24 protein-coding genes, 2 tRNA genes, 2 pseudogenes and 1 riboswitch are annotated in these 24,040 nt (G+C 64.1%); of the genes and pseudogenes, 18 read left to right on the top strand and 10 right to left on the bottom strand.

Annotated features, from left to right (window positions below):
• Positions 1 to 4 precede the first annotated feature (4 nt).
• A riboswitch (glycine riboswitch) is annotated at positions 5 to 93 on the top strand.
• 131 nt (positions 94 to 224) lie between these two features.
• From gcvT to istB, 6 genes are all read left to right on the top strand, one after another.
• Positions 225 to 1,337, top strand: a complete 1,113-nt coding sequence (gene gcvT / locus JCM7685_RS14190) for a glycine cleavage system aminomethyltransferase GcvT (RefSeq protein ID WP_074969324.1) — start codon at positions 225 to 227, stop codon at positions 1,335 to 1,337.
• Between the two features lie 10 nt (positions 1,338 to 1,347).
• Positions 1,348 to 1,704, top strand: coding sequence for a glycine cleavage system protein GcvH (gcvH, locus tag JCM7685_RS14185; protein ID WP_083412844.1), 357 nt, complete (start codon positions 1,348 to 1,350; stop codon positions 1,702 to 1,704).
• A 116-nt stretch (positions 1,705 to 1,820) separates the two neighbouring features.
• On the top strand, positions 1,821 to 4,649 hold the full coding sequence (gene gcvP, locus JCM7685_RS14180) for an aminomethyl-transferring glycine dehydrogenase (protein ID WP_074969326.1): 2,829 nt from the start codon (positions 1,821 to 1,823) through the stop codon (positions 4,647 to 4,649).
• Between the two features lie 108 nt (positions 4,650 to 4,757).
• Positions 4,758 to 4,833, top strand: a tRNA-Ala gene (locus tag JCM7685_RS14175).
• Between the two features lie 868 nt (positions 4,834 to 5,701).
• Positions 5,702 to 7,201, top strand: a complete 1,500-nt coding sequence (istA, locus tag JCM7685_RS14170; RefSeq protein ID WP_090271472.1) for an IS21 family transposase — start codon at positions 5,702 to 5,704, stop codon at positions 7,199 to 7,201.
• Positions 7,201 to 7,929 carry an IS21-like element helper ATPase IstB gene (gene istB / locus JCM7685_RS14165; RefSeq protein WP_028030902.1) on the top strand — a complete coding sequence of 243 codons (729 nt, stop codon included), beginning with the start codon at positions 7,201 to 7,203 and terminating at the stop codon, positions 7,927 to 7,929. The genes istA and istB overlap by 1 nt, the downstream gene beginning before the upstream one ends.
• Positions 7,930 to 8,063: 134 nt before the next feature.
• Here istB and JCM7685_RS14160 read toward each other — a convergent pair.
• Both JCM7685_RS14160 and JCM7685_RS14155 read right to left on the bottom strand, forming a co-directional pair.
• Positions 8,064 to 8,315 (bottom strand): annotated as a pseudogene (locus tag JCM7685_RS14160) (integrase); the annotation flags it as partial.
• A 192-nt stretch (positions 8,316 to 8,507) separates the two neighbouring features.
• Positions 8,508 to 8,756, bottom strand: a complete 249-nt coding sequence (locus tag JCM7685_RS14155) for a hypothetical protein (RefSeq protein WP_074971137.1) — start codon at positions 8,754 to 8,756, stop codon at positions 8,508 to 8,510.
• Between the two features lie 226 nt (positions 8,757 to 8,982).
• Between JCM7685_RS14155 and JCM7685_RS20920 the strand changes: the two are divergent.
• Positions 8,983 to 9,298 (top strand): annotated as a pseudogene (locus JCM7685_RS20920) (IS256 family transposase); the annotation flags it as partial.
• Between the two features lie 321 nt (positions 9,299 to 9,619).
• Here JCM7685_RS20920 and JCM7685_RS14140 read toward each other — a convergent pair.
• The 6 genes from JCM7685_RS14140 to JCM7685_RS14115 all read right to left on the bottom strand — a co-directional run bounded on the left by JCM7685_RS14140 (position 9,620) and on the right by JCM7685_RS14115 (position 12,518).
• Positions 9,620 to 9,991, bottom strand: coding sequence for a hypothetical protein (locus JCM7685_RS14140; protein WP_074971135.1), 372 nt, complete (start codon positions 9,989 to 9,991; stop codon positions 9,620 to 9,622).
• A gap of 50 nt (positions 9,992 to 10,041) precedes the next feature.
• The gene (locus tag JCM7685_RS14135; protein WP_074971133.1) at positions 10,042 to 10,320 is read right to left on the bottom strand and encodes a hypothetical protein; all 279 of its coding nucleotides are present in this window, start codon (positions 10,318 to 10,320) and stop codon (positions 10,042 to 10,044) included.
• Positions 10,321 to 10,764, bottom strand: coding sequence for a hypothetical protein (locus JCM7685_RS14130; protein ID WP_074971131.1), 444 nt, complete (start codon positions 10,762 to 10,764; stop codon positions 10,321 to 10,323).
• A gap of 501 nt (positions 10,765 to 11,265) precedes the next feature.
• Positions 11,266 to 11,634 carry a hypothetical protein gene (locus JCM7685_RS14125; protein WP_231964649.1) on the bottom strand — a complete coding sequence of 123 codons (369 nt, stop codon included), beginning with the start codon at positions 11,632 to 11,634 and terminating at the stop codon, positions 11,266 to 11,268.
• Positions 11,635 to 11,709: 75 nt separating this feature from the next.
• Positions 11,710 to 12,144, bottom strand: a complete 435-nt coding sequence (locus JCM7685_RS14120; protein WP_139218156.1) for a hypothetical protein — start codon at positions 12,142 to 12,144, stop codon at positions 11,710 to 11,712.
• Positions 12,145 to 12,188: 44 nt separating this feature from the next.
• On the bottom strand, positions 12,189 to 12,518 hold the full coding sequence (locus JCM7685_RS14115) for a hypothetical protein (protein ID WP_074971127.1): 330 nt from the start codon (positions 12,516 to 12,518) through the stop codon (positions 12,189 to 12,191).
• 160 nt (positions 12,519 to 12,678) lie between these two features.
• Between JCM7685_RS14115 and JCM7685_RS14110 the strand changes: the two genes are divergently transcribed.
• Genes JCM7685_RS14110 through JCM7685_RS14090 form a run of 5 tightly spaced genes read left to right on the top strand, consistent with a single transcriptional unit; the run spans position 12,679 to position 17,127 of the window.
• A complete protein-coding gene (locus tag JCM7685_RS14110; protein WP_074971125.1) occupies positions 12,679 to 13,212 on the top strand; it encodes a hypothetical protein in 534 nt (177 codons plus the stop codon).
• A complete protein-coding gene (locus JCM7685_RS14105) occupies positions 13,209 to 13,970 on the top strand; it encodes a hypothetical protein (RefSeq protein ID WP_074971123.1) in 762 nt (253 codons plus the stop codon). Before JCM7685_RS14110 ends, JCM7685_RS14105 begins: the two co-directional genes overlap by 4 nt.
• Complete coding sequence (locus tag JCM7685_RS14100) at positions 13,967 to 15,730, top strand: transposase family protein (RefSeq protein WP_139218155.1); 1,764 nt, start codon at positions 13,967 to 13,969, stop codon at positions 15,728 to 15,730. Before JCM7685_RS14105 ends, JCM7685_RS14100 begins: the two co-directional genes overlap by 4 nt.
• 6 nt (positions 15,731 to 15,736) lie before the next feature.
• Positions 15,737 to 16,150, top strand: coding sequence for a hypothetical protein (locus tag JCM7685_RS14095; protein ID WP_074971119.1), 414 nt, complete (start codon positions 15,737 to 15,739; stop codon positions 16,148 to 16,150).
• Entirely contained in the window at positions 16,147 to 17,127 is a 981-nt protein-coding gene (locus tag JCM7685_RS14090; protein WP_074971117.1) for an ATP-binding protein, read from the top strand. The genes JCM7685_RS14095 and JCM7685_RS14090 overlap by 4 nt, the downstream gene beginning before the upstream one ends.
• A gap of 792 nt (positions 17,128 to 17,919) precedes the next feature.
• On the opposite strand, the gene JCM7685_RS14085 is transcribed toward JCM7685_RS14090, so the two are convergent.
• The gene (locus JCM7685_RS14085; protein WP_100526042.1) at positions 17,920 to 18,852 is read right to left on the bottom strand and encodes an IS5 family transposase; all 933 of its coding nucleotides are present in this window, start codon (positions 18,850 to 18,852) and stop codon (positions 17,920 to 17,922) included.
• A gap of 435 nt (positions 18,853 to 19,287) precedes the next feature.
• Here JCM7685_RS14085 and JCM7685_RS14080 point away from each other — a divergent pair, with 435 nt between their 5' ends.
• Positions 19,288 to 19,503 (top strand): hypothetical protein, encoded by a 216-nt coding sequence (locus JCM7685_RS14080; RefSeq protein WP_074965999.1) that lies wholly within the window; start codon positions 19,288 to 19,290, stop codon positions 19,501 to 19,503.
• A 95-nt stretch (positions 19,504 to 19,598) separates the two neighbouring features.
• Here JCM7685_RS14080 and JCM7685_RS14075 read toward each other — a convergent pair.
• Positions 19,599 to 19,674, bottom strand: a tRNA-Lys gene (locus JCM7685_RS14075).
• 97 nt (positions 19,675 to 19,771) lie between these two features.
• Between JCM7685_RS14075 and dapF the strand changes: the two genes are divergently transcribed.
• The 5 genes from dapF to JCM7685_RS14050 all read left to right on the top strand — a co-directional run bounded on the left by dapF (position 19,772) and on the right by JCM7685_RS14050 (position 24,027).
• Positions 19,772 to 20,587 (top strand): diaminopimelate epimerase, encoded by an 816-nt coding sequence (dapF, locus tag JCM7685_RS14070; RefSeq protein WP_074966000.1) that lies wholly within the window; start codon positions 19,772 to 19,774, stop codon positions 20,585 to 20,587.
• A 5-nt stretch (positions 20,588 to 20,592) separates the two neighbouring features.
• On the top strand, positions 20,593 to 21,846 hold the full coding sequence (mtaB, locus tag JCM7685_RS14065; protein WP_100526128.1) for a tRNA (N(6)-L-threonylcarbamoyladenosine(37)-C(2))-methylthiotransferase MtaB: 1,254 nt from the start codon (positions 20,593 to 20,595) through the stop codon (positions 21,844 to 21,846).
• Positions 21,847 to 22,013: 167 nt separating this feature from the next.
• Positions 22,014 to 22,931, top strand: a complete 918-nt coding sequence (locus tag JCM7685_RS14060) for a histone deacetylase family protein (protein ID WP_074966002.1) — start codon at positions 22,014 to 22,016, stop codon at positions 22,929 to 22,931.
• Entirely contained in the window at positions 22,928 to 23,164 is a 237-nt protein-coding gene (locus JCM7685_RS14055) for an exodeoxyribonuclease VII small subunit (protein WP_074966003.1), read from the top strand. Before JCM7685_RS14060 ends, JCM7685_RS14055 begins: the two co-directional genes overlap by 4 nt.
• Positions 23,164 to 24,027 (top strand): polyprenyl synthetase family protein, encoded by an 864-nt coding sequence (locus tag JCM7685_RS14050; protein WP_074966004.1) that lies wholly within the window; start codon positions 23,164 to 23,166, stop codon positions 24,025 to 24,027. The genes JCM7685_RS14055 and JCM7685_RS14050 overlap by 1 nt, the downstream gene beginning before the upstream one ends.
• Positions 24,028 to 24,040: the final 13 nt, after the last annotated feature.

Genomic DNA, 24,040 nt, shown 5'->3' with positions numbered 1-24,040 from the left:
CTTAAGTCGGAAATCGGGAGACGCTGGCGCAAGCCAGGGCCGAAGGAGCAACCGCCCCGGGAATCTCTCAGGCGAAGGGACCGTTTTCCGGTGAAGACTCTGGAGAGAGGCGGTTCAGGCCGCCCGCCGAAGGGATAACGATCTCAGGCGCCCGTGGCCGGGCAGGGACAGAGGGGGCATCTGATGCGGGCGGGATCATCCCGTCCGGGAAACAGGGGATGCCCATGGCCGAGCTCAAGCGAACGCCGCTTTACGACCTGCATGTCGCGCTGGGCGCGAAACTGGTGCCCTTTGCCGGCTGGGAGATGCCGGTGCAATATCCGATGGGCGTGCTGAACGAGCACCTGCACACCCGCGCCCATGCCGGGCTTTTCGATGTCAGCCACATGGGCCAGGTGATCCTGCGCGGTCCGGACGCGGCGCGGGCGCTGGAGACGCTGGTGCCCGCCGACGTGGTCGGGCTGGCGGCGGGCCGGCAGCGTTATGGGCTGTTCACCGCGCCGGACGGCGGCATCCTCGACGACCTGATGTTCGCCAACAAGGGCGACCACCTTTATCTGGTGGTGAACGCCGCCTGCGCGGAACAGGACATCGCCCATCTGCGCCGGCTGGAGGCGCTGGGGATCGAAGTCCTGCCGGTGACGGATCGCGCTCTGCTGGCCTTGCAGGGACCCGAGGCCGAGGCGGTGCTGGCGCGGCTGCTGCCCGGCGTCGGGGCCATGCGCTTCATGGACGTGGCCGAGTTCGACTGGCGGGGGGTGCGGCTGTGGGTCAGCCGCTCGGGCTATACCGGCGAGGACGGTTTCGAGATTGTCGTGCCCCAGGGGCTGGCGGTCGAGCTGGCGCAGGCGCTGCTGGACCAGCCCGGGGTCGCGCCCATCGGGTTGGGCGCCCGCGACAGCCTGCGGCTGGAGGCCGGGCTGCCGCTTTACGGCCATGACATGGATGCCGCGACCACCCCGGGCGCGGCCGGGCTGGGGCGGTCGATCCCGAAGCTGCGGCGCCAGGGCGGCGCGCGCGCGGGCGGCTTTCCCGGCGCCGACACGGTGCTGGCCGAGCTGGCCGCGGGTCCGGCGCGGGTCCGCATGGGCTTGTGCCCCGAGGGCCGCGCGCCGATCCGCGACGGGGTCGAGATCTTTGCCGCCCCCGAGGGCGGCGCGGCCATCGGCACGGTCTGCTCGGGCGGTTTCGGCCCCTCGGTCGGCGGGCCGGTCGCCATGGCGATCCTGCCCTCGGACCTGGCGCCCGGCGCGACGGTCTGGGCCGAATTGCGCGGCAGGCGCATTCCCGTGGCGATTGCCGCGCTTCCTTTCCATCAACCCGGCTACAAGCGCTGAGAGGCCAGAGATGCTGAAATTCACCGAAGACCACGAATGGCTGAAACAGGACGGCGACGAGATCACCGTCGGCATCACCGCCCATGCCAGCGAGCAGCTGGGCGACGTCGTTTTCGTCGAACTGCCCGAGGTCGGCCGCGAGGTCGCGGCGGGCGAAGAGATCGTGGTGATCGAATCGGTCAAGGCGGCCTCGGACATCGTGGCGCCGGTCGGCGGCGTGATCACCGCCGTCAACGAGGCGCTGCCCGACAATCCCGGCGCGGTGAACGAGGATGCGATGGGCACCTGGTTCTTTCGCATCCGGCCGGCCTCGGTCGATCTGTCGGGCTTCATGGACGAGGCCGCCTATCAGGCGCTGATCGGCTGATCGGGGCGGCTGCCGGGGGCGCTTCGCCCCCCGGACCCCCAGAGGGTATTTGGAAAACGGAAAATGCCAGGTGGGGCGTTCGCGGCCCGCGCAATCCCGATGCATCGAGGCCAGTGATGGGTAAATGGATCCCGACCGATTACAATCCCGACGATTTCGCCAATCGGCGCCATATCGGGCCTTCTCCGGCCGAGATGGAGGCGATGCTTGCGGCCGTGGGCGTCGGGACCCTGGACGAGCTGATCGCCCAGACCGTGCCCGCGAGCATCCGCCAGGCCGAGCCGCTGGACTGGCCGGCGCTGTCCGAGGCGGCGCTGCTGGCGCGCATGCGTGCGGTGGCGGGGCGCAACAAGGTCCTGACCAGCCTGATCGGGCAGGGCTATTACGGCACCGTCACGCCGCCGGCGATCCAGCGCAATATCCTGGAGAACCCGGCCTGGTATACCGCCTATACCCCCTATCAGCCCGAGATCGCCCAGGGGCGGCTGGAGGCGCTGCTGAATTTCCAGACCATGGTCGCCGACCTGACCGGCTTGCCGGTGGCCAACGCGTCCCTGCTGGACGAGGCGACCGCCGCCGCCGAGGCCATGGCCATGGCGCAGCGCGTGGCGAAGTCGAAGGCGCGGGCCTTCTTCGTCAGCGATGCCTTGCATCCGCAGACGGTGGCGGTGATCGAGACCCGCGCCGCGCCGCTGGGGATCGAGATCGTCCGGGGGGCGGAATGCGATCACTCGGCGGTGTTCGGGGCGATCTTCCAGTATCCGGGCACCTTCGGCGAGGTGAGGGATTACACGGCCGAGATCGCCGCCCTGCATGCGGCGGGGGCCGTGGCGGTCATGGCGACCGATCTTTTGGCGCTTTGCGTGCTGAAGGAGCCGGGGGTGATGGGGGCGGATATCGCCGTCGGCTCGGCGCAGCGCTTCGGGGTGCCGATGGGCTATGGCGGGCCGCATGCCGGCTTCATGGCCTGCCGCGACGAGATGAAGCGCGCCATGCCGGGGCGGATCGTGGGCGTGTCCATCGACAGCCACGGTCACCGCGCCTATCGGCTGGCGCTGCAGACCCGCGAGCAGCATATCCGCCGCGAGAAGGCGACATCGAACGTCTGCACGGCGCAGGCGCTGCTGGCGGTGATGGCGGGCTTCTATGCCGTATTCCACGGCCCGTCCGGGCTGCGGGCGATCGCCCAGCGGGTGCATCTGGACGCGGTGACGCTGGCGGATGCGCTGCGGGCGGCCGGGGCCGAGGTCGAGCCTGCGAATTTCTTCGACACCATCACCGTGCGCGTCGGTGTCGGGCAGGCGGGGATCCTGGCCGCCGCTCGGCAGCGCGGCATCAACCTGCGCAAGGTCGGGCGGGACCGGGTGGGGATTTCGGTCGACGAGACCACCGATGCGGGGGTGATCGCACGGGTGCTGGACGCGTTCGGCATCGCCGAGCCCGCGGCGCCGGCGGTGGCGCCGGCGCTCCCCGAGGGGCTGATCCGCGAAAGCGACTACCTGACGCATCCGGTCTTTCACATGAACCGGGCGGAATCCGAGATGATGCGCTATATGCGCAGGCTCAGCGACTGCGACCTGGCGTTGGATCGGGCGATGATCCCGCTGGGTTCATGCACCATGAAGCTGAATGCGGCGGCAGAGATGATGCCGATCACCTGGCCCGAGTTCGCCGCGCTGCATCCCTTCGCCCCCGAGGACCAGGCTGCCGGCTATCACGAGGTCTTCGCCGACCTGACCGACAAGCTTTGCGCGATCACCGGCTATGACGCGTTTTCGCTGCAGCCGAACAGCGGTGCGCAGGGCGAGTACGCGGGCCTGCTGACCATCGCCGCCTATCACCGTTCGCGCGGAGAGGAGCGCGACGTCTGCCTGATCCCGGTATCGGCGCACGGCACCAATCCGGCCTCGGCGCAGATGGCGGGGATGCGGGTCGTGGTGGTGAAATCGGCCCCGAACGGCGACATCGATCTGGAGGATTTCGCGACCCAGGCGGCGAAGGCCGGCGACCGTCTGGCGGCGGCGATGATCACCTATCCCAGCACGCATGGCGTGTTCGAGGACAGCCTGCGCGAGGTTTGTCGCATTACCCACGAGCATGGCGGCCAGGTCTATATCGACGGTGCCAACATGAACGCGCTGGTCGGTCTGGTGCGGCCGGGCGAGATCGGCGGCGACGTCAGCCATCTGAACCTGCACAAGACCTTTGCCATCCCGCATGGTGGCGGCGGACCGGGCATGGGCCCGATCGGGGTGAAGGCGCATCTGGCGCCCTTCCTGCCCTCCGACCCGCGCGAGGGTGCGGGGGCGGTCTCGGCGGCGCCTTGGGGGTCGGCCTCGATCCTGCTGATCTCCTGGGCCTATATCCTGATGATGGGCGGGGCCGGGCTGACCCAGGCGACGCGGGTCGCGATGCTGAATGCGAATTATATCGCGAGCCGGCTTTCTGGGGCCTATCCCGTGCTGTTCATGGGCAACCGGGGCCGTGTTGCGCATGAATGCATCCTGGACACCCGCCCCTTTGCCGCCCATGGCGTGACCGTGGACGACATCGCCAAGCGGTTGATCGACAACGGTTTCCATGCGCCGACCATGAGCTGGCCGGTGGCCGGCACGCTGATGGTCGAGCCCACGGAATCCGAAACCAAGGCCGAGATCGACCGCCTGATCACCGCCTTCCTGGCCATCCGCGACGAGATCGCCGACGTGGCGGAAGGCCGCCTCGGCATCGAGGCGAGCCCGCTGCGCCATGCTCCGCATACGGTCGAGGACCTGGTCGCTGCCTGGGCGCGCGCCTATACGCGCGAGCAGGGCTGCTTTCCGGCCGGGGCGTTCCGGGTGGACAAATACTGGCCTCCGGTCGGCAGGGTGGACAATGTCCACGGCGACCGGAATCTGGTCTGCACCTGCCCGCCGTTGGACAGCTATGCCGATGCGGCAGAGTGATCGCATCGCAGCCTGACCGGGGGCGGGCTGGTCCCGTGTCGGCAAAGCGGAGAAGCCGGGATTTGACCGCTTGACAAGTCATATCTGCTGGGCGAGATAGCACCCGATGGGGCCGTAGCTCAGTTGGTAGAGCGCATCGTTCGCAATGATGAGGCCAGGGGTTCGATTCCCCTCGGCTCCACCAGTAACCTATTTTCATTTAAAATCAGTAGGTTGCAGGGTTCCTTCCCCACATACTTTCCCCACTGGTTTGCCCTACAGCTTAGGTATTTTGCTACCTCAATACTTACCTGGCGAATCACTCTGATTTTTTTTGTAGAATCAGGTATTGAGCCTTAGGGCAATTACCTTAAAGCCTTGATTTTTATTTTTTTTATTTTGGAAATGTAGGGGATTACCCCAACGCCAGGGGGTGGCCTAGCCTAGAATCAGGGGGGACCCTATCCGTTAGGTGACTTCCGGTCATCAAGGCCATACATCGAATCAACAGAAACATCCTATAAAGAATCCATCGTTCACAATCCTACAAGGAAGTGCTCCTTGCATCTTCCGAATGATGAAGGCAAAGCCTTTACACAAAATAGTCAAGCAACATTGTTCACTCTTAGCTTTGCTAAGTCCAACGGGCTAGTGCAGCTTCTGCCTGTTCAGGGTTGTCCTTGATCCTGATGACTGCCTGACGTGACAGGTTATGCGTTCTGGCAATCTCCGATACGCTCACAGAGGCTTGGAGAGCGTCCCTGACAAGGTTGTAGGTTGCCCGGTCGTAGGAAGGCTTCCTGCCAAGATACTTCCCTTCTGTAGCCTTGGCATGAGCTATACCAGCTTTCTGAGCTTCCTTTGTAGCTTCTGCTTGAGCTTGAGAGGTTGCCGCCATGAAGGCAATGAGACTGTCACGGATAGCTTTCTGCACAGGGTCTTGTGTCGATCCGTCTGTTGAACGGCTTGCAATAAGGACCCCGCTTCTGGGGTGATCGGCGTCCAAAATGGACCCCACCGACCGGGGGTTGGGTCCATTGTGCCTTCGATGATTATCGGAGGCCGAGCACGGGATGCTGATCGTGGAGACAATCGCAAAAATCAGGCGGCTACATTTCACCGAGGGCAAGGGGATCAAGACGATCTGCCGTGACCTGAAGCTGTCGAAGAAGGTGGTGCGGAAGGTGATCCGCACCGGGATTACCGAGTTCACCTATACCCGGACGGTGCAGCCGCGCCCGAAGCTGGGTGCCTGGCTGGGGGAACTCAACCGGCTGCTGGAGGTCAACGCCGCGCGGTCCAGCCGGGAACGTCAGTCTCTGATACAGATCTACGAAGAACTGAGCGGTCTCGGTTATGAAGGTGGGTATGACGCGGTGCGCCGCTACGCCTCGAACTGGGCACGCACTCAGAGTTCAGGCGCTTCTGCCGCCTTCGTGCCCCTGAGCTTTGCGCCCGGTGAAGCCTATCAGTTCGACTGGAGCCACGAGGTTGTGGTGATCGATGGGGCGACCACCACCATCAAAGTGGCCCATGTTCGCCTGTGCCACAGCCGGATGTTCTTTGTGCGGGCCTATCCGCGCGAGACGCAGGAGATGGTGTTCGATGCCCACGACAGGGCTTTCGCCTTCTTCAAGGGCACCTGCACCCGCGGGATCTACGACAACATGAAGACGGCGGTGGAGACCATCTTCACCGGCAAGGAACGCCTCTACAATCGTCGGTTCCTGCAGATGGCCAGCCATTATCTGGTCGAACCCGTTGCCTGCACCCCTGCTGCGGGTTGGGAGAAAGGCCAGGTGGAGAGCCAGGTCGGCACTGTCCGTCAGCGGTTTTTCGCGCCCCGCGTCAGGGTCAAGAGCTACGAGGAACTGAATGCCTGGCTGCTGGACAAGTGCATCGCCTCGGCCAGAACCAGCAAGCATCCGGAGCTGACGGACAAAACCGTCTGGCAGGTCTTCCAGGAAGAGCGCCCGCACCTTGTCCCCTATGCCGGGCGCTTCGACGGATTCCATTCACTGCCTGCGGCGGTGTCAAAGACCTGTCTCGTGCGCTTCGACAACAACAAATACTCCGTCGCGGCAACGGCTGTCGGGCGGCAGGTCGAGATCAGGGCCTATGCTGAGCGGATCGAGATCCGGCAGGAGGGCCGACTGGTCGGAGACCACCCGCGTCACTTCGGCCGGGACCGAACGGTTTACAATCCCTGGCATTATGTGCCTGTTCTGCTTCGCAAACCCGGGGCGCTGCGTAACGGCGCACCGTTCAAGGACTGGGTTCTTCCCGGAGCTCTTGAACAGATCCGCCGCAAGCTGCAGGGCTCCTCAGATGGCGACCGCCAGATGGTGAAGGTCCTCGGCGCTGTGCTGACGGAAGGGATGCCTGTGGTTCAAAAGGCATGTGCCGAAGCTCTCTCGCAAGGCGTCCATTCTGCCGATGTAATCCTCAATATTCTATCCCGCAGGCGAGATCCGGAACCACCACCGCTTCTGCTGACCTCTCCGGCCTTGCAGTTGACCCATGAGCCTGTGGCGGACTGCGCCCGTTATGATCTGCTGCGGAGGGCCTGCTGATGGATCGTGCTGACATCATGGCTGCAATGGGCGAGTTGAAGCTCTACGGGATGCGCGCCGCTTATGACGAACTCATGGCGGTGGCTGTGCGCCGCCAGCACGAACCCCGCCAGATCGTTGGAGATCTTCTGGCCGCCGAGATCAACGAGAAGAAAGCGCGGTCGGTCAAATACCAGATCACCACCGCCAAGCTGCCCTATGCCCGGGAGATCGAGGAGTTCACCTTCGATGACACCCCAATCAACGAGACCCTGGTGCGAGATCTGGCCAGCGGGGAGTTCCTCAGCCAACAGCGCAATGTCGTGCTGGTTGGCGGCACCGGGACCGGCAAGACCCATATCTCTGTGGCCATAGCGCGCGCGGTCATCCGCAATGGTGCCCGGGGCAGGTTCTTCAATGTCGTCGATCTGGTGAACAGGCTGGAGGCCGAGGCCCGTGCCGGACGGGCAGGCCGGCTTGCAGAACATCTGATGCGGCTCGACTTCGTCATCCTCGATGAACTCGGATACCTGCCATTCGCGCAGTCCGGCGGCCAGCTGCTGTTCCATCTGATCAGCAAGCTCTATGAGCAGACTTCCGTCATCGTCACCACCAACCTCGCATTCGGGGAGTGGCCGACCGTCTTCGGAGACGCAAAGATGACCACCGCGCTGCTCGACCGGCTCACCCACCACTGCGACATCGTCGAGACCGGCAACGACAGCTGGCGCATCAAAACCCGAGCCTGAACACCCTCCAAAACGCAGGCCCGCGTCGGCTGCGCCAGCTGGAAAGCTACGCCGCCACGGGCCTGCTCACCCGCGCGCCAAAGGGGTCACTTTTGGACGCCGATCAGGGGGCCCGTTTGAATGCCGATTGACACTAAGGATTGCCGTGTCGTTTCAGTGATTTCGAAGCGAACAGGCTTACCCGTCTTGCTCTGGGTGACCGAGGTGCGCTCCTTCACCCTCCCTGCCGCGAAGACGTCGCGGACTTTCAGGCAAACGAGGTCGCAGCCACGAAGCTTGCTGTCGATGGCCATATTGAACAGGGCAAGATCCCGCCGGTTATCCGCCATCTCAAGGCGGACACGGATGGACCATACATGCTTCGGCAGCAGGGGGCGCTTTTGGCCGGCCTGCCCGCACGGGGAGCTGGGGGCTTCACCGAGCCACGCCCGCCCTCTTGCGCCCTGCAGCAGCATGTTGCCCGAAGCTCATCACCAACATACGTACCAACCGCAAAGATGCTGGCGTCTCGCTGATGCGGCATAAAATGGCGATCGTTGATGCCCACTCCCCGTTATGGCGCTCGACCGCGTCAGCGGTCAGCGTTTCTTGTTCGACTGCGACAGGACCGACCCGGCCAGCGATTTCGTTGTGGCGCTGTACTTCGGGCTAGACAGCACCTGCGAAGCGCGATCCTCCATCCGCGCGCCTGTCTGCTTGTCTGTCCCGGCCTGCGCCAGCGCCGACCCCGCGAGGCTGCGGGCGGTTGCCGAAGCGTTCGGGTTGCCGAGTATCGAGCCAGCCTTCGACGCCATACCGCCTGAAGTGCCTTTTGTGTTCTTAGACATGCTATTGTCTCCAATGGACGACTGACACCACATCTAGCAGATGTTCATCTTTCGTCCAAATGGATTCCGCAAGACATAGTGCTAGACAGGAGAGCAGTGAGGCCGCACATTGTGCCGCATGATCAAACGCAGGGCTATGTCCGAAAATGGGTGATGTGGCCTGAGAAGGCGGCGTATCGTGGCGGGTGCTGAAGCCTGCCAGAACCTTCCGCAGGAGCGATACGCCATGAAGGACAATACCACGATCACCCAGCTTCACCAGCCCGGAACGATCCTTGACCCGCTGACCGAGATCGCCCGCGAGGGTGCTCGCCAGATGCTGGCCGCGGCGCTCAGGCGGAAGCGGCGAGCTTCGTCGCCAGGTTCACGGACGAGCGTCTGCCCGATGGGCGCCAGCGCGTTGTTCATCACGGCACGGCCCTGCGCGGATGATCCAGACCGGGATCGACCCCTTGCCGGTGCAGCGGCACAAGGTGCGCGACCGCGCTACCGCCGTGCCGGCCGAGAAGAAGGTCCGCTTCACCTCGAACATCCTGCCACGGCGTCCGGATCCATCGTCGAGGCGTGGGTCACATTCGAACGCTTCTCGCCCCTGAAGCCGACTTCGGCATTGCGGGGGTTGGGTTTGGTGCGGGGCATCGGAGCGATCTCGGTCGTGTTGGGCTGGTCAAGGGCCGTGGCGCCGCCGGCGACCAGCAGATCGCGGGTCAGGATCGACGACTTTGCAGGCGATGGTGTGATCGAGTGTCGGGTGGTGGATTGAACCGTATGCATAGCACGTAGCTGCCTCCGTTGTTGGCAGCGACATCCCCGCGGCCTTGTCCCGACTTTCCTTGAAGCAACTCCGGCCAGCACTCCGGTTGCTACCCGCAAATCGAGAAAGCCTTGGAACGACGGTTTCGACAGTCAGCGCGAGTAGACACGACAAAGCGCAGCCGGTTCCAGATCGTCAGAATGAGGCCGCCATAAAGGAGTGGCGGCAGCGGTTGCATGGCTGCGGGCAACCCGCCGAGCATCGCGATGATGAGGCCGAGCACGGCGAGGGAGGCGAGCGTCACCTGATTGGCCGTGATGCCCATTCCCGCAAACTTGGCGGCCAACGGCCTGATCACCGTCTTCAGACGAGGTTTCAGGAATGTGAGCGTAGACGCCCCAAGAAGCGGCGCGTCGAGCTGGATCTGCGACTTGCGGCCAGTCGGTCGCGCGGATGCGTCGAAACTCAGCGTCATCGTCATCTGGTCCGGTTTCGGGGGGGGGGTGCCACGGCCACTGGTGGCCGCGTGACTTATGCGGTTTGCGACGCTTCCCCTTGCTTGCGCGCCCTGGCCAAGATCTCTGCCTCCGTTTTCCTGGGATGATCGCGGGGGATCGGTGTGGGGCTCTGCCAGTCGGTCTCGCCGCATTCGCGAAACCTGTGGATGGCGCACTCGATCGCGGCGCGATCGATGGCAGGGATATCGAGGACGATCTCCAGCCCGGTGCCGTAGCGATAGGCGCGGTCCAGCCGGAAGGATTCATGGACCGGGGGCGGGGTGTCGCGCAGGATGTCCGAGGCCGCCCGCACCTAGTATTCCCGGAAGGTGAGGCCGTCGAGCGCGGCATGCCGGCGCGGTTCGGGCAGGATCACCGGGTAGAACTTCTGCCGGCCGACGGAATACACTGGCCCGGATTTCCAGCGGAACTCGGCTTCGAACTCGGCCGGGGTCAGGCGCGCGCAGGTCCGATCCCAGGCTAGGTCCTGGATCCGGTCCTGGAAGACCAGCCCGCCGGTGACCAGGGTGGCGTTCCAGATGCTGTGGCCGTCGAGGCCGAGGAACACAAAATCGAACCATTGCCGGGCAGGCGCTGTCTCGTCCAGCACCATGTCGCTGGCGAACAGTCCGCCATGGCGCGGGGTCTCGCGCAGGATGCGTCCGCGCAGGCGGATGAAGGCATCGCGCTGGCGATGCCGCGACAGGTTTTCGTAGGGGGTGAACGATCTGCGCGTGTTGCCGCGCCGGTGCCGCATGGTTGCCTCCTCCCTCTCGTCCCAAGACATCTTGCCTCCTCTCCCGTCTAGCGGTGCATGCCTGTGCGGCGCCGTCGGATGCGACACCGACCCTCGCTTTTGCCCCCGGCTGGGCATCGCGCCAGTGCCGATGCGCCGGCATGTCGTGCGACCGGGCCGCAGCCTGTCGAAGCATCACCGACGGGCAATCCCAAGCCTTGACGCCAGCATCACGCTGTTCGCGCTGCCTTGGCAATGACCTTGGCGCCGCTGACCACGGGGCTGCCGAAGCGATTCTCCCGCACGCCCGCGCCCTATCCGCCCTCAGGCCAATCCGGCCCCCGGCTCGACCTCCCGCCAGTGCCTGTTGACCGGCAGCCCGCGCGCCCGCTGCAGGGCCTGGCGGAGCGTGACGGGCCGGTAATCCCAGGCATCGACGCCGACATTGACCGCATTGCGCGACCCCAGCCAATGGCCATGCACATGGCCGAAGAGATGCGCCGCGCCGCCGCGGGCCTGGGTCTAGGTCATCATCGGGTAATGGCAGAGCGTGACCGGCTGCGCCGCGTCGGGATCCTCGACCTCGGCCAGGTACGAGGGGCTGTCCCAGGGCAGCCCCCGGGTCGCGATCCCGTCGTGATCGCCGATCACCAGGTGCTGCCGCGCGCCGGGCAGCTGTTCGAAGATCCCGCGCAGTCCGTCCGCGTCCCCGGCCTGCGGCCCGCCGGCGAAATCGCCGAGGATCCAGAGATCGTCCTCGGCCCCGACCTTCTTCCAGAGGTTTTCGAGCAGCACCGTTTCCATGTGCCCGGCATGGCGGAAGGGCCATCTGGTGACCGGGATGATCTCCTCATGCTCGAGATGCAGATCGGCGGTGTACCAATGGGTCATGGCTGTGGTCTCCTGCGGTTCATCCGGCCGCATGGCGGTCTGGGGTGTCGGCGCGGCTGAATCCCGGGCCCCGGATCAATCCGTCCGCCAGCCCCTTGCGGATCGCCGGTGTGCGGCTGCGAGTTCCTCGGGTGACAATCGCTCCAGGTAGCCGTGCTCGAAGACCACCGCCTCCGCCCCGGCGAACTGGTCGAGATCCATGCGCAGGAAGGCCTCCTGCACGAAGCGGTGGCGGATGGCGCGGCCCTGCAGGATGTCGCCGATTTCCAGATGAGCCTGGAACTCCAGCGCGACGGCGGCGAAGGCGAGGCGCCGGCCCCTCGGGCCCGGGCCGGAAAAGCTTGCGGGCGCGACCAGCCCGATCGCATGCAGTGCCCGGGCCGCCGCGACATCGGCGCAGCCGTGAAGGTGCAGGTTGACCAGGGCGAGGCCCAGGTCGGGGGTGAGACAGGTCGGGAAGGTCGTGGCTCCGTGACTGGAATGATGAAACGCTTGGATCATGTCACCCACCTCGCCGGATGCTTGCACACTGCCGGGCGGTGACGCGGCGCCCGCTACTCCGCCCCACCCGCAGCCCCGGCCTGCATGCAGGGCCGTGGCGCGTTCCCGGCGCGGCTGCGCGCCAGCCAGTCCCGGGCCAGGGCCAGCACCTCACCCATCCGGCTGCCGCCGTCGGCATCGACCATGCCGTGGTCCAGCCCGGGCAATTCCCAATAGGCAAGATTGCAGCGGCCCGCCCTGGCGAAGAGATCGGCACTGGCGCGGGCGGCCTCGGCCGGGGCCGAGCCGTCGCGGCCGCCCTGGACCAGCAGGATCGGGGCGCGGGCGCGCAGCAGGTCGTCGGCGGCGCGGTAGTCGATCAGGTCGGACCAGAAGCTCGGCAAGCAATCCAGAGGAAACTATGTTTTCACCGCGTTGACGGCGAGTCAGCACTATGATGTGCCAATTTCCTTGCTGAATCGGCAGCTTCGTCTAGAGGGCCTGCGAGCCGACAATCGACCGAATCACAGCAGTGATCCGACGCTGCTGATTCCGCGGGCGCGGATGGAAGATATTATCGCAAAGGTTCGCAAGCTGTCCTCGATCACGGTGGCGCGCTCCGTTTTGGGCGCGGATCGTTATGTGATGGAGCGGCTTCGCGCGGCCGGGCTGTTGGTGCCGCATTTTGCCGATGATGGCGGCATGCCGATGTATCATCAGGATCAGATAATGGCGTTCCTGAAACGTCTTCAAGATGCGGTGACGGGGATTCGAAAGCCATCGCGATATTGGAGACCAATCACCTCGGCGGCGGCGCGTACCCACTGCTCGACGGCGTGGATTCTTGGACAGGTCTTTGGCGGCAGGCTGGAATTGGCCGCGCGACTGCCGAATCCGTTTCAGTTGGCCGATTTCGTGGTGCCGATGAATTCGTTGAAGGCGCTGCTGCACCTCCAGCCAGAAGGTATGGTGACAGTCGCAGAGGCAGCAAAATGGCTGGCAGTAGATGTCAGGACCATTCAGAATACGCGATTGGCAAAGTTTGCTGATCGGGCCTCGGAACCGACGCAGCACGACGCCGAGGAGGGCGAGTCATGAGCGAACCCTTCATGGAGATCGACCACGACATCTGGAATTATGGCCAACCCAAGCTGCGCTCGGTGGGCAAGATCACCCTGCCGGACGTCCACGGCGTGCTTCCGTTCACCGGCGCCCGGAATCCGACCACCATCAGCAGCACCTCGCATAAGGTAAGCCTGACCTACAAGACCGAGGCCAATGGGTGGCAACCGCGTATCGGGTTGGCTGAAAGCGGCGCCGAGGTCGCGGTAGGTGAGATGGCCTTGACCACGCCCGGCATTTATAATGTCGAGTTTCAGCCAGTACGCTTCCCTTACCGGCATCCGTCTGGTCGCAGCGCCTGGCATACGATCGACCTGAGGATCACGTTCCGGTCTGGTTTGCGCCGCTTCATCTTTGTCCGAAACAGGGACAGCCTAGAAAAGCCTTGGGTGCGGGAAGAAATCGACGCCATCGCCGAAGCCGTTCCGCACCATGAGGCGCATGAGTTCGCCGTTGTCGACGGCGATAGTTATTCCCGCCCGCACCGCGAGAACCTGCGCCGCATGCACTGGCTGGTGGCATTCGAGCCAGATCCGGCCTCAGACCGGTTGGTCGAAGCCGCCATCCATGACCTGAAAACCCTTTGGCGGATGTCGGATCTGATCCCGCATCTCGATCTGTCCCCAAGTCGCATTTTCCATTCCTGCATGCGCCTGATCGCCGCGAAAAAGCTCGGTGCCAATCGGGACGCCGTTATCTGCCATCGCTCCCGCATCTGGAGGGTCGAAGAATGACGCTGAACTATACTATTCCCCCCGGCCTGCATGTGAAAACGGCGGGGACTACCCGCATTCTCTATCCCAATGGCGACGGCCATTACCGCGCTGAGCATGCTGAGACCGGACGGGTCGAGGTGATGAGCTATAATGAGGTGCTGGCCAGATTGCGGCGCCCTGACTGCTCGACCAATCAGATAGCCGATTCCGGCGGGGCGGCGCGTGTCCGGCAAGGCGGGTTGCATTACCGGCAGCAACTGTCCGAAGACCTGCGGGACCAGATCGATCTGCGTAAGGCTATCATCGCCGGGGTCGATTATCTTGCCGAAGCCGGTGTGGAGGTCACCGCTGCGGCGCTTGACAAGGACCACAATCGGCGCGTCATGCGCGACATTGCCAGGCAGCTTTACATCACCCGCCCCATCAACCTAGCTCCGCGTGGCGGATCGACCAAACTGGTCGCGTTCATGCCGAAGGGCCGAACCATCCTTGAATATCGGCAACGTTACATCGATGCGGGCCATGACGAAATGTCCTTGGTTGATCGGGTCTGGTTACGCGGTAACCGCGCACCCCGCATCCTGACCAGAGTGCGCGAACTGATGACTGAGGCAATCGAGCAGATCCATCTCGACCTGAAAAAGCCCAATGTCTCGGCCGCGCTTCGGCACCTGTGCACACTGATCACCGAGGAAAACGCCAAACGTAAGCTGAACGGCCTGGAGCCGCTGAAGCCGGTCACCCACAAGACCATGGCTGATCATATCAGGATGATTGGTTCCACTGCTCTGGCGATCGCTCGGGATGGTGCACGGGCCGTGGCCAATAACCGGTCTCGCGGCTGTACGGACACACGGGCACTGATGATCGGTGAATTGGTTCAGATCGATGAATGCAAGCTGTCGCTGATCACGGTCGCGAAGAAAAAGGGTTGGTGGGAACGGCTAAGCGCGGATGAGCAGGCTGCGCTGGAAGAGATTGATGAGATCATCCACACCCGTCTCTGGCTAGTTTTGATGCTGGATGTGGCAACGCGTATGCCCTTGGCTTGGGTCTTGACCGGCAGCCCCTCGAAGGAGGCCACGTTGGAGGCCATGCGCATGGCCACGCGCGACAAGACCCGCGAAAAAGTCATCTATGGCTGCGAATGCGATCCGATGCCACCCGTTGGCATCGGAAGCCTCAAGGGCGATAATGGTTACGGCATCCGAAATGCTGCCGTGAAAGCCGCAACCCTCGGCATCCTCGGCCAAAGCGTCGATGCGCGCAGCTATCACGGCGTCGACAAACCCTATCTCGAACGCATGTTCGGCTCGATGGAAAGCATCCTGATCAATCTGATCCACGGCTATACCGGGCGCCGGGCCGGCGCACTGCCGGGCTATGATCCGATCAAAAATGGCGTTCTGGATTGTGAGGAGCTTTACGGCCTGATCACCCGCTATCTGGTCGATGAGTACCCGAACGAGCGGCATTACGGCGTCACCCTGATGGGGCGCCGCCCGATCAAAATGAAGGAGTATATCGATCACAACTACGGTGCGATTTCCGCGCCCGGCCCGCATGACCGGCGCATCCATCTGGGCTGGGAGAACAAGGCCAAGATCACCGACGAGGGCGTCAAGGTCTTCGGGCTACCCTACAATTCGCCAGCATTACAGTCGGTCAGGGATCACGTCGAGGGCAAGGTCTCGGTTCATTCCGATCCGGATTGCACCAATCATGTCACTGTCCTGATCAAGGGCCATCCCGACCCGATTCTTGCTGATCTGTCCTAGACCGCGATGTCTGATTTGACCATTCCGGAATTCTTGGCCATCGCCGAGGCTACGCGGGCCGAGGACCCGGAGGAGGCAGAAGACGCTGAGGCTCTTCTGGCGCGGGTGCGGCGCGAACGCTTCGACCGGATGCATTTCATCGCGGTCGAGCACAAGCTGGCGCGCAGTTACATGACCACGGATGAGGCGCAGAAGAAAGCTCAGATCGTGACAGCGGGCCAGCATTCGCGCCGCCGGACAGCAGTCCCGGGAATGGTACAGCCCGGTTGCATAGCCGATGAAACCGCGACCTCGGGTGTGCGCAGGATCGGTCCCGGCTTCCAGCCGCCCATTGACGGTCAGGTCCTGCAGCCCGGTGCCGATGCGGACAGGTCCGAGCCCGCACTGCCCAAACCCGACACGACTGGGAAACTGTCATGAGCTTCGTCAATCTCGCCACGGCCGGGACGATTTCGGCGCTGAAGGGCGCCCATTATAGCTTCCCGCGGGCCACGCGCCTGCGGGAGGGGATGGAGTGGATGGTTACCGATTACTATGCCAAAGCCGCCCTTCGCCACCCCTTCGAGGCGCGAGGCCTGCTTGTTACTGGTCCCTCGCGGATCGGCAAAACGACCGAGATTCGCAGGCAGATTTTTAGTCTGAACGATGGCAGCACGAAAATGCCTGATGGCCGATCGGCGCGGTTTGTCTCTGTTGTGCTCAAGGGGTTGCTCAGCTGGAAGGATCTGGGCATACATACTCTGCGCGAGGGTCTGGGCTATCCGGCCGAGGGCCGCCTGACACAGCGCGAGGTTTGGGACCGAGTCGTTATTCAGGCACGCGAACAGGGCGTGATCGGCATCCATTACGACGAATGTCAACACATCTTCCCGAAAGCCACGGGCGAGGCGCGGGTCATGATACTCGACAGCTTCAAATCCCTACTGAAGCAGCCTGAATGGCCGCTGATGCTGATCCTGTCCGGCGTCAACAGCCTCGTTCCACATATTACCAGCGAGGAACAGCTGGCCTATCTCCTGCGCCCGGTTTCTTTCTCTGAGATCGCCCTGCATAGGCCCGATGATCTGACCGAACTGGTCAACCTCTGCCACGCCTATGCCGACAAAGCCGGTCTGGGTTTTGCCAATCTGAACTCGCGTGATTTCTACGAACGCCTGACCTGCGCCTGCGCCAGTCGATGGGGATTGGTGATCGAACTCTTGATTGACGCCTACGTGATTGCACTGGATCAGGGCGGGATCGAACCCGGCCTGCAAGACTTCTGCCTAGCTTTCACCCGTCGAACTGGTCTGCGCGAGGGCTATTCCCCCTTCTCGATCGACAGCTACGAAAAGCTGTTCGAGGCCCGGAAGATCTTCGAAATTTGGGAAAAGAAACGCTCCGCGATCAGCATGTGATCTGAATCTCGCCCCCGCAACTAAGGCTCGCGCTTTGCGCGGGCCTTTTCATGGGCGAAGGCGTAAAAATGATCAAAAATTCGCACGTCCGCAATTGCTCCAAATCGGAACGGAATTGCTCCAAAAAAATTCAGGTGCAATATTTATATTTAATATCAGTATTCTGCAGGTGATTCGATATCGGAGCCGCGAAAGCCTGCACTCTTACAGTCGAATGAAAAAAGTAGTGATTTTTCGAGGTTTTCCGCGAGACTTCACGTCTTGTCCCCACACTTGTCCCATCATCACGGCAAGGTTGGCCTCGTTTCTGGTCTTCGTCGGGGCTGCAAGGGTCTCCTCCCCAAATCAGGTATCCTGCTTTACAGGAACTGCGCATGTCGGAAGTCTGGAACTGCGCGTGTCGAAAGTTGGCGCTCTCATCTCGGTGCAACGGGTTGCAAATATCGCCTCCCCCAATGGCGATACCAGTCAGCGTGTGAGGTGGTGGAATTGAGCGTGTCGAAAGTTTTCAGCACCCCCTTTGGGTCGATGTAGCTGCGGGTGATGCGCTTGGGCAGTTCATGCCACGCGATGTTGAAGGCGCAGAGGCGCGGATAGAAGCACATCTCGGAATAGGGCAGGTGGTCATGTATCCACCATGCCAGCGCCCGCCAGTCCTCGCCCGCCGCGTAGCGATCAGCGAACCATGGGATGACGATGCAGGCTGTGGCCCCGAATGCGCCGTTTTCGTCCCGGACGGACTCTGTTGCACCAAAGAGTTGATGGCCGGATTTCCCCCTTCCCCGGACAGATCTATCCCACGGCCTCTGTGACGGGGATGCCAAGCGCGGTGTAACGGTTCAGAATAGCGATACGGACCTGAAGCTCGGCGACCTGTCGGTCAAAGTCCCGTGCCATGAGGCGCTGACCCAGCAGTTTCACACAGTGCATCTTCGTCTCGACGCGGCTTCGGGGGTGGTATCCACTCCATCGTCGCCAGAGGGCACGACCGAGGTATTTCGATGCCCGCAGAGCCTCGTTTCGTGCGCCCGCGCCGGCGGCGACTGTCTTCCAGGGTTTGGCGTTCTTGCGGGGCGGAATGACAGCGTCGGCGCCGCGGTCAGCGATGGCATCGTGGCATTTGCGGGTGTCGTAGGCGCCGTCTGCTGTGACGCGGCCGATCTGCTCGTGCGCCGGGATCTGTTTGAGCAGGTCGGGTAACACCGGCGCATCGCCGATGTGGCTCCCTGTGATCTCCACCGCCCGAACCTCCAGCGTTTCCTCATCAATCCCCAGATGGATCTTGCGCCAGACGCGCCGTTTCGGGCCGCCATGCTTGCGGGCGTGCCACTCGCCTTCGCCCTCGACCTTGATGCCAGTGCTGTCGATCAGCAGGTGCAGCGGCCCCTTGGACCCGCGATACGGTATGTTCACAGCCAGGGTCTTCTGGCGACGGGACAGGGTGCTGAAGTCAGGCACCGTCCAGTCGAGACCAACCAACTGCAGCAGGCTCTCGACGAAACCAGTCGTCTGCCTGAGCGCCATGCCGAAGAGCACCTTCATCGAAAGACACGTCTGAATGGCGGCATCGCTGTAGGTCTGCTGGCGGCCACGCCTGCCTGTCGGCGCGGCATCCCAGCTCATCTCGGGGTCGAACCAGATCGTCAGCGAACCCCGGCGCTTGAGCGCTTCATTGTAGGCTGGCCAGTTCCGGGTTCTGTATGTCGGGGATGCGGGTCGGCTCATGCAGACCAGCTACCGTACGGGTTTCATCAGATGAATCCATGACAGGATTTGTGCAACAGTGCCTCGGAAACGTATGCTCTTTGGCATGAGGTCCTTCAGGACCGGGTGCGAGAGGCGCGGCGTGCAACCGGAACAGGACCTTGGTTCGACGCCGATTAACAGTCAGCCGGCGTTTCCTGGTTAATTCTTTCGTTCTACCTGCTTGACCGGGTGTCGCACGACGAGCCCGGTCATTGGCTTATGGGTGATTCGCATGGTGGTTCTATTGCGCCTCAAGAACGCAGGGTGAACACTTGGGCAGCACGCCAGAACCCCGTCTGGACAAATAGGCCAGATAGCAGATTTGTATAGCAGAAGTGCTATATTTGCCAGTTGGTTGCGGGACATTGGCGTAAACCCGCGACAGGCTGACCCCTCGTAAAGAGGGAGATCACGATGACTAACGCCGCTCACATCCAGGCCATCTACGACCAGGCCGAAATCATCATCGACAACCTGGACATCGGCTTGGCCTGTCTTGCGGCGCTCGAGGCGGCGCTGATCCAGCAAGGGGCGCCGCCGGCGCCGGTGATTGCGGCGATCCGGCGATACCTCGAGGAGGCCCGCGCGGGGGCTGATCGGATCGCACGCCTGGCGATGAAACTGCCGTGAGCTGAAGGCAAAAGACCGTCCGACGCGGACGCATTCGGACGGTCGGACACTGGCGATTTTCACCAACATTAACGTATTGTAAAATAACGGAAAAGTGGTGAGCCCAGCAGGATTCGAACCTGCGACCCACTGATTAAAAGTCAGTTGCTCTACCAACTGAGCTATGGGCCCATCGCACGGGAGGCTAACTACGGTCGGCGGTGGGTGGGGTCAAGCGGAAAAAACGCCGCCTCTGGCAAAAACTTCGGGGCGGGCGTAAAGGGGCTTCATGGAACATCAGCAAAACCTCGGCCTGCCTTTCATGAAGATGCATGGGCTCGGCAATGATTTCGTCGTTCTCGACGCGCGCGGAACGGGCCTCCTGCCCGAGGCCGGCGTTGTTGCTGCCATGGCCGATCGCCATCGCGGCGTCGGATTCGACCAGCTGGCCGTCATTCTGCCCGGAGAAAACGTCGATGCGCGGCTGGTGTTCTTCAACGCGGACGGCTCGCGCTCGGCGGCCTGCGGCAATGCCACGCGCTGCGTCGCACGCTTCCTGATGGACGAATCGGGGGCGGGGGCGCTGCGGCTTGCTACCGATCATGCCGTGCTGATGGCCGAGGATGCGGGCAATCGCCTGACCCGCGTCAACATGGGCGCGCCGGTGCTGGATTGGGCGCGGATCCCGCTGGCGGCGGATCTCGACCTGCTGCACCTGCCGATCGCGGGCGATCCGGTGGCGACCGGCATGGGGAATCCGCACATGACCTTCTTCGTGCCCGACGCCGCGGCGGTCGACCTGGAACGCTTCGGCTCCCTGCATGAGCATCACCCGCTTTACCCGCAGCGCGCCAATGTCGAGGTCGTGCAGGTCGTCTCGGACAGCGAGATCGTCCTGCGCATCTGGGAGCGCGGCACCGGTATCACGCTGGCCTCGGGTTCGTGCTCCTGCGCGGCGGTGGTGGCGGCGGCGCGGCGCGGGCTGACCGGGCGGCGGGTCAAGGTGAACGTCCCCGGCGGGCAGCTGGAAATCGACTGGCGCGAGGACGGGGTCTGGATGACCGGCCCGACCGCGCATGTCTTCGACGGGGTCTGGCGCGGATGAAGGACCTGAAGGCGCCTGTCTTTGCCACTCTCGGCTGCCGGCTGAACGCCTATGAGACCGAGGCGATGCGCGAGATGGCCGAAAGCGCCGGGCTTTCCGGCGCGGTGATCGTGAACACCTGCGCGGTGACGGCTGAGGCGGTGCGCAAGGCCCGGCAGGAGATCCGCCGGCTGGCGCGCGAGAACCCCGGCGCCCCGGTCATCGTCACCGGCTGTGCGGCCCAGACCGAGCCCGAAACCTTTGCCGCCATGGCCGAGGTCAGCCGCGTCATCGGCAACCACGAAAAGATGCAGCCGGCGACCTGGGCCGCGATGCAGGCCCCCGACCTGATCGGCCAGACCGAGCGTGTGCAGGTCGACGACATCATGTCGGTCAAGGAAACCGCCGGCCACCTGATCGACGGCTTCGGCCGGCATCGCGCCTATGTGCAGGTGCAGAACGGCTGCGACCATCGCTGCACCTTCTGCATCATCCCCTATGGCCGCGGCAATTCGCGTTCCGTGCCGGCGGGGGTGGTGGTGGACCAGATCAAGCGGCTGCGCGACCGCGGCTTCAACGAGGTGGTGCTGACCGGGGTGGACCTGACCTCTTGGGGCGCCGACCTGCCGGGGACGCCGCGGCTGGGCGATCTGGTGATGCGCATCCTGCGGCTGGTGCCGGACCTGCCGCGGCTGCGGATCTCCAGCATCGACTCGATCGAGGCGGATGAGAACCTGATGCTGGCCATCGCCGCGGAGCCGCGGCTGATGCCGCATCTGCACCTGTCCTTGCAGGCCGGCGACGACATGATCCTGAAGCGGATGAAGCGCCGGCACCTGCGCGACGATGCCATCCGCTTCTGCGAGGAGGCCCGCAAGCTGCGGCCCGGCATCATCTTCGGCGCCGACATCATCGCCGGCTTCCCGACCGAGACCGAGGCGATGTTCGAAAACAGCCTGAAGCTGGTCGGCGATTGCGGGCTGACCTTCCTGCATGTCTTCCCCTATTCGGCGCGCAAGGGCACGCCGGCGGCGCGGATGCCGCGCGTGCCGGGACCGGCGATCAAGGAGCGGGCCGCCCGGCTGCGGGCCGAGGGCGACGCGGCCTTGGTCCGGCATCTGGCGTGCGAGGTCGGGCAGAGCCGCATGGTGCTGACCGAGGGTCCGCGCCTGGGCCGGACCGAGCATTTCACCGAGGTTGCCTTCGACCGCGACATGCCCGAGGGCACGCTGATGGAATTGCGCATGGCGGGGCATGACGGGCAGCGGCTGACGGTTTGAGTCTGGCGCGGTTGCTGCCGGGGGCTTTGCGCCCCCGGACCCCCGCAGGATATTTCTGCACAAAAGAGAGCAAGTCCTGGGGCTGCGGTTCCGCCCGGGGCGTCGATTTCGGCAGGTCGCGGAACATTTGCTTGCCGGGGCGGGGGGCGGCCCATAATCCTTGGCCGATGACATTGCTTTACACCCATCCCTCGGGACAGGCGCATGTGACGCCGCCCAGCCACCCCGAGCAGGTGGCCCGGCTGGATGCGGTCCTGGCAGCCCTGGAGGGGCTTGCGCTGGAGCGGCGCACGGCACCGGAGGCCGATGAGGCAGATCTGCTGCGCGCGCATCCGCCCGAATATCTGGCGATGCTGCGCCGCAAGCAGCCGGCCGAGGGCTGGGCGATGCTGGATTCGGACACCTATCTGTCGCCGGGCAGCCTGCTGGCGGCGCGCCATGCCGCGGGCGGGGTCTGCGCCGCGGTCGATGCCGTGCTGGCGGGGCAGGCGCCCAATGCCTTTGTCGCCATGCGTCCGCCCGGCCATCATGCCGAGCGCATGAAGCCGATGGGCTTTTGCATCCTGTCCTCGGTCGCGATCGGGGCGAAGCGGGCGCTGGACCATCACGGGCTGGAGCGCGTGGCGGTGCTGGATTTCGACGTGCATCACGGCAACGGCACCCAGGACGTGCTGTGGGACGAGGCGCGGGCGCTGTTCGTCTCGACCCATCAGTCGCCGCTTTACCCGGGCACCGGGGCGGCCTCGGAGACCGGGGCGCATGGCCAGGTGGTGAACGTGCCGCTGGCCGCCGGCAGCGATGGCGCGCGGGCGCGTGAGATCTGGCGCGGGCTTTTGGCCCGGGTCGAGGCCTGGCGGCCGCAACTGGTGCTGGTCTCGGCCGGTTTCGATGCCCATGCCGACGATCCGCTGGCCGGGTTGCACTGGGACGAGAGCGATTTCACCGCCATCACCAGGATGATCTGCGATACCGCCGCTGCCTGTTCGGCCCCGGTGGTGTCTGCGCTGGAAGGCGGCTATGATCTCGGCGCTTTGGGCCGCTCGGCGCGTGCCCATGTCGCAGTGCTGAGGGAGACCGCCGCGTGACCGAGATCGAGAACATGTCCTTTGAAGAGGCGATGAAAGAGCTTGAGGCCACGGTCGGCCGGCTGGAGCATGGCGAGGCCACCTTGGAGGAATCCATCGCGCTTTACGAACGCGGCGCCAAGCTGCGCGCGCATTGCGACAAGGTGCTGCGCGCCGCCGAGGAGCGGGTCGAGAAGATCACCCTGGCCGCCGGCGGCCAGCCGACCGGGACCGTGCCGGTCGAGGGGCTGTGATGCAGGACCGCCTTGAGGATGTGAAGGCGCAGGTCCAGGCCGCGCTGCAAGAGGCCATGGCCGGCCTGCCTTCGGGCGACCTGGCCGACGCGATGCGCTATGCCTGCATCGGCGGCAAGCGCATCCGCGCGCTGCTGGTGATGGAATCAGCCCGGCTGTTCGGCCTGCGCGACCGGGAATCGTTGCCGGTCGCGGCGGCGGTCGAGGCGCTGCATGCCTATAGCCTGGTCCATGACGACCTGCCGGCGATGGATGACGACGACCTGCGCCGCGGCCTGCCCACCGTGCATGTGCAATGGTCCGAGGCGACGGCGATCCTGGCCGGTGACGCGCTGCAATCGCTGGCCTTCGGGCTGTTGACCGATCCGGCGGTCGGCTCGGCCGAGGTGCGGCTGGCGCTGGTGCATGGGCTGTCCGAGGCCATCGGCGCGCGCGGCATGGTCTGGGGCCAGGCGCTGGACATCGCCGCCGAGACCGCGCTGGAGCCTCTGGACATCGTCGCGATCAAGCGCCTGCAGGGGGCCAAGACCGGCGCGCTGATCCAGTTCTCGGCCACGGCGGGGGCGGTGATGGCGGGCGAGGATGCGGCGCCCCTGGCCGACTATGCCAAGAACCTGGGCCTGGCCTTCCAGATCCAGGACGACATCCTGGACGTGACCGGCAACGAGGAAGAAACCGGCAAGCGCACCGGCAAGGACAGCGCCGCCAACAAGGCGACCTTCGTGTCGCTTTTGGGGCTCGACGGCGCGCGGGACAAGGCCCGCAAGCTGGCGCGTCATGCCGAGGCGGCGCTGGACCCCTATGGCGAGCTCGCCGGAAACTTGCGACAGCTTGCGCGTTTCGTTATCGAACGCGACGCCTGAAGCCCGCCCGGAA

It is taken from the genome of Paracoccus aminovorans (genome assembly GCF_900005615.1).
In the GTDB taxonomy this organism is placed as follows: Bacteria; Pseudomonadota; Alphaproteobacteria; order Rhodobacterales; family Rhodobacteraceae; genus Paracoccus; species Paracoccus aminovorans.
This window is presented reverse-complemented; position numbering and strand designations above follow the sequence as displayed.

What these genes read in the sequence shown, in the direction of transcription:
- dapF (WP_074966000.1), top strand. Translation starts at nt 19,772, where the DNA reads ATGGAACATCAGCAAAACCTCGGCCTGCCTTTCATGAAGATGCATGGG.
- JCM7685_RS14060 (WP_074966002.1), top strand. Translation starts at nt 22,014, where the DNA reads ATGACATTGCTTTACACCCATCCCTCGGGACAGGCGCATGTGACGCCG.
- JCM7685_RS14140 (WP_074971135.1), bottom strand. Translation starts at nt 9,991, where the DNA reads ATGACGATGACGCTGAGTTTCGACGCATCCGCGCGACCGACTGGCCGC.
- JCM7685_RS14110 (WP_074971125.1), top strand. Translation starts at nt 12,679, where the DNA reads ATGGAAGATATTATCGCAAAGGTTCGCAAGCTGTCCTCGATCACGGTG.
- JCM7685_RS14090 (WP_074971117.1), top strand. Translation starts at nt 16,147, where the DNA reads ATGAGCTTCGTCAATCTCGCCACGGCCGGGACGATTTCGGCGCTGAAG.
- JCM7685_RS14105 (WP_074971123.1), top strand. Translation starts at nt 13,209, where the DNA reads ATGAGCGAACCCTTCATGGAGATCGACCACGACATCTGGAATTATGGC.
- JCM7685_RS14050 (WP_074966004.1), top strand. Translation starts at nt 23,164, where the DNA reads ATGCAGGACCGCCTTGAGGATGTGAAGGCGCAGGTCCAGGCCGCGCTG.
- istB (WP_028030902.1), top strand. Translation starts at nt 7,201, where the DNA reads ATGGATCGTGCTGACATCATGGCTGCAATGGGCGAGTTGAAGCTCTAC.
- istA (WP_090271472.1), top strand. Translation starts at nt 5,702, where the DNA reads ATGCTGATCGTGGAGACAATCGCAAAAATCAGGCGGCTACATTTCACC.
- gcvT (WP_074969324.1), top strand. Translation starts at nt 225, where the DNA reads ATGGCCGAGCTCAAGCGAACGCCGCTTTACGACCTGCATGTCGCGCTG.
- JCM7685_RS14085 (WP_100526042.1), bottom strand. Translation starts at nt 18,852, where the DNA reads ATGAGCCGACCCGCATCCCCGACATACAGAACCCGGAACTGGCCAGCC.
- JCM7685_RS14095 (WP_074971119.1), top strand. Translation starts at nt 15,737, where the DNA reads ATGTCTGATTTGACCATTCCGGAATTCTTGGCCATCGCCGAGGCTACG.
- JCM7685_RS14100 (WP_139218155.1), top strand. Translation starts at nt 13,967, where the DNA reads ATGACGCTGAACTATACTATTCCCCCCGGCCTGCATGTGAAAACGGCG.
- gcvH (WP_083412844.1), top strand. Translation starts at nt 1,348, where the DNA reads ATGCTGAAATTCACCGAAGACCACGAATGGCTGAAACAGGACGGCGAC.
- JCM7685_RS14080 (WP_074965999.1), top strand. Translation starts at nt 19,288, where the DNA reads ATGACTAACGCCGCTCACATCCAGGCCATCTACGACCAGGCCGAAATC.
- JCM7685_RS14125 (WP_231964649.1), bottom strand. Translation starts at nt 11,634, where the DNA reads ATGACCCATTGGTACACCGCCGATCTGCATCTCGAGCATGAGGAGATC.
- JCM7685_RS14130 (WP_074971131.1), bottom strand. Translation starts at nt 10,764, where the DNA reads ATGCGGCACCGGCGCGGCAACACGCGCAGATCGTTCACCCCCTACGAA.
- JCM7685_RS14155 (WP_074971137.1), bottom strand. Translation starts at nt 8,756, where the DNA reads ATGTCTAAGAACACAAAAGGCACTTCAGGCGGTATGGCGTCGAAGGCT.
- gcvP (WP_074969326.1), top strand. Translation starts at nt 1,821, where the DNA reads ATGGGTAAATGGATCCCGACCGATTACAATCCCGACGATTTCGCCAAT.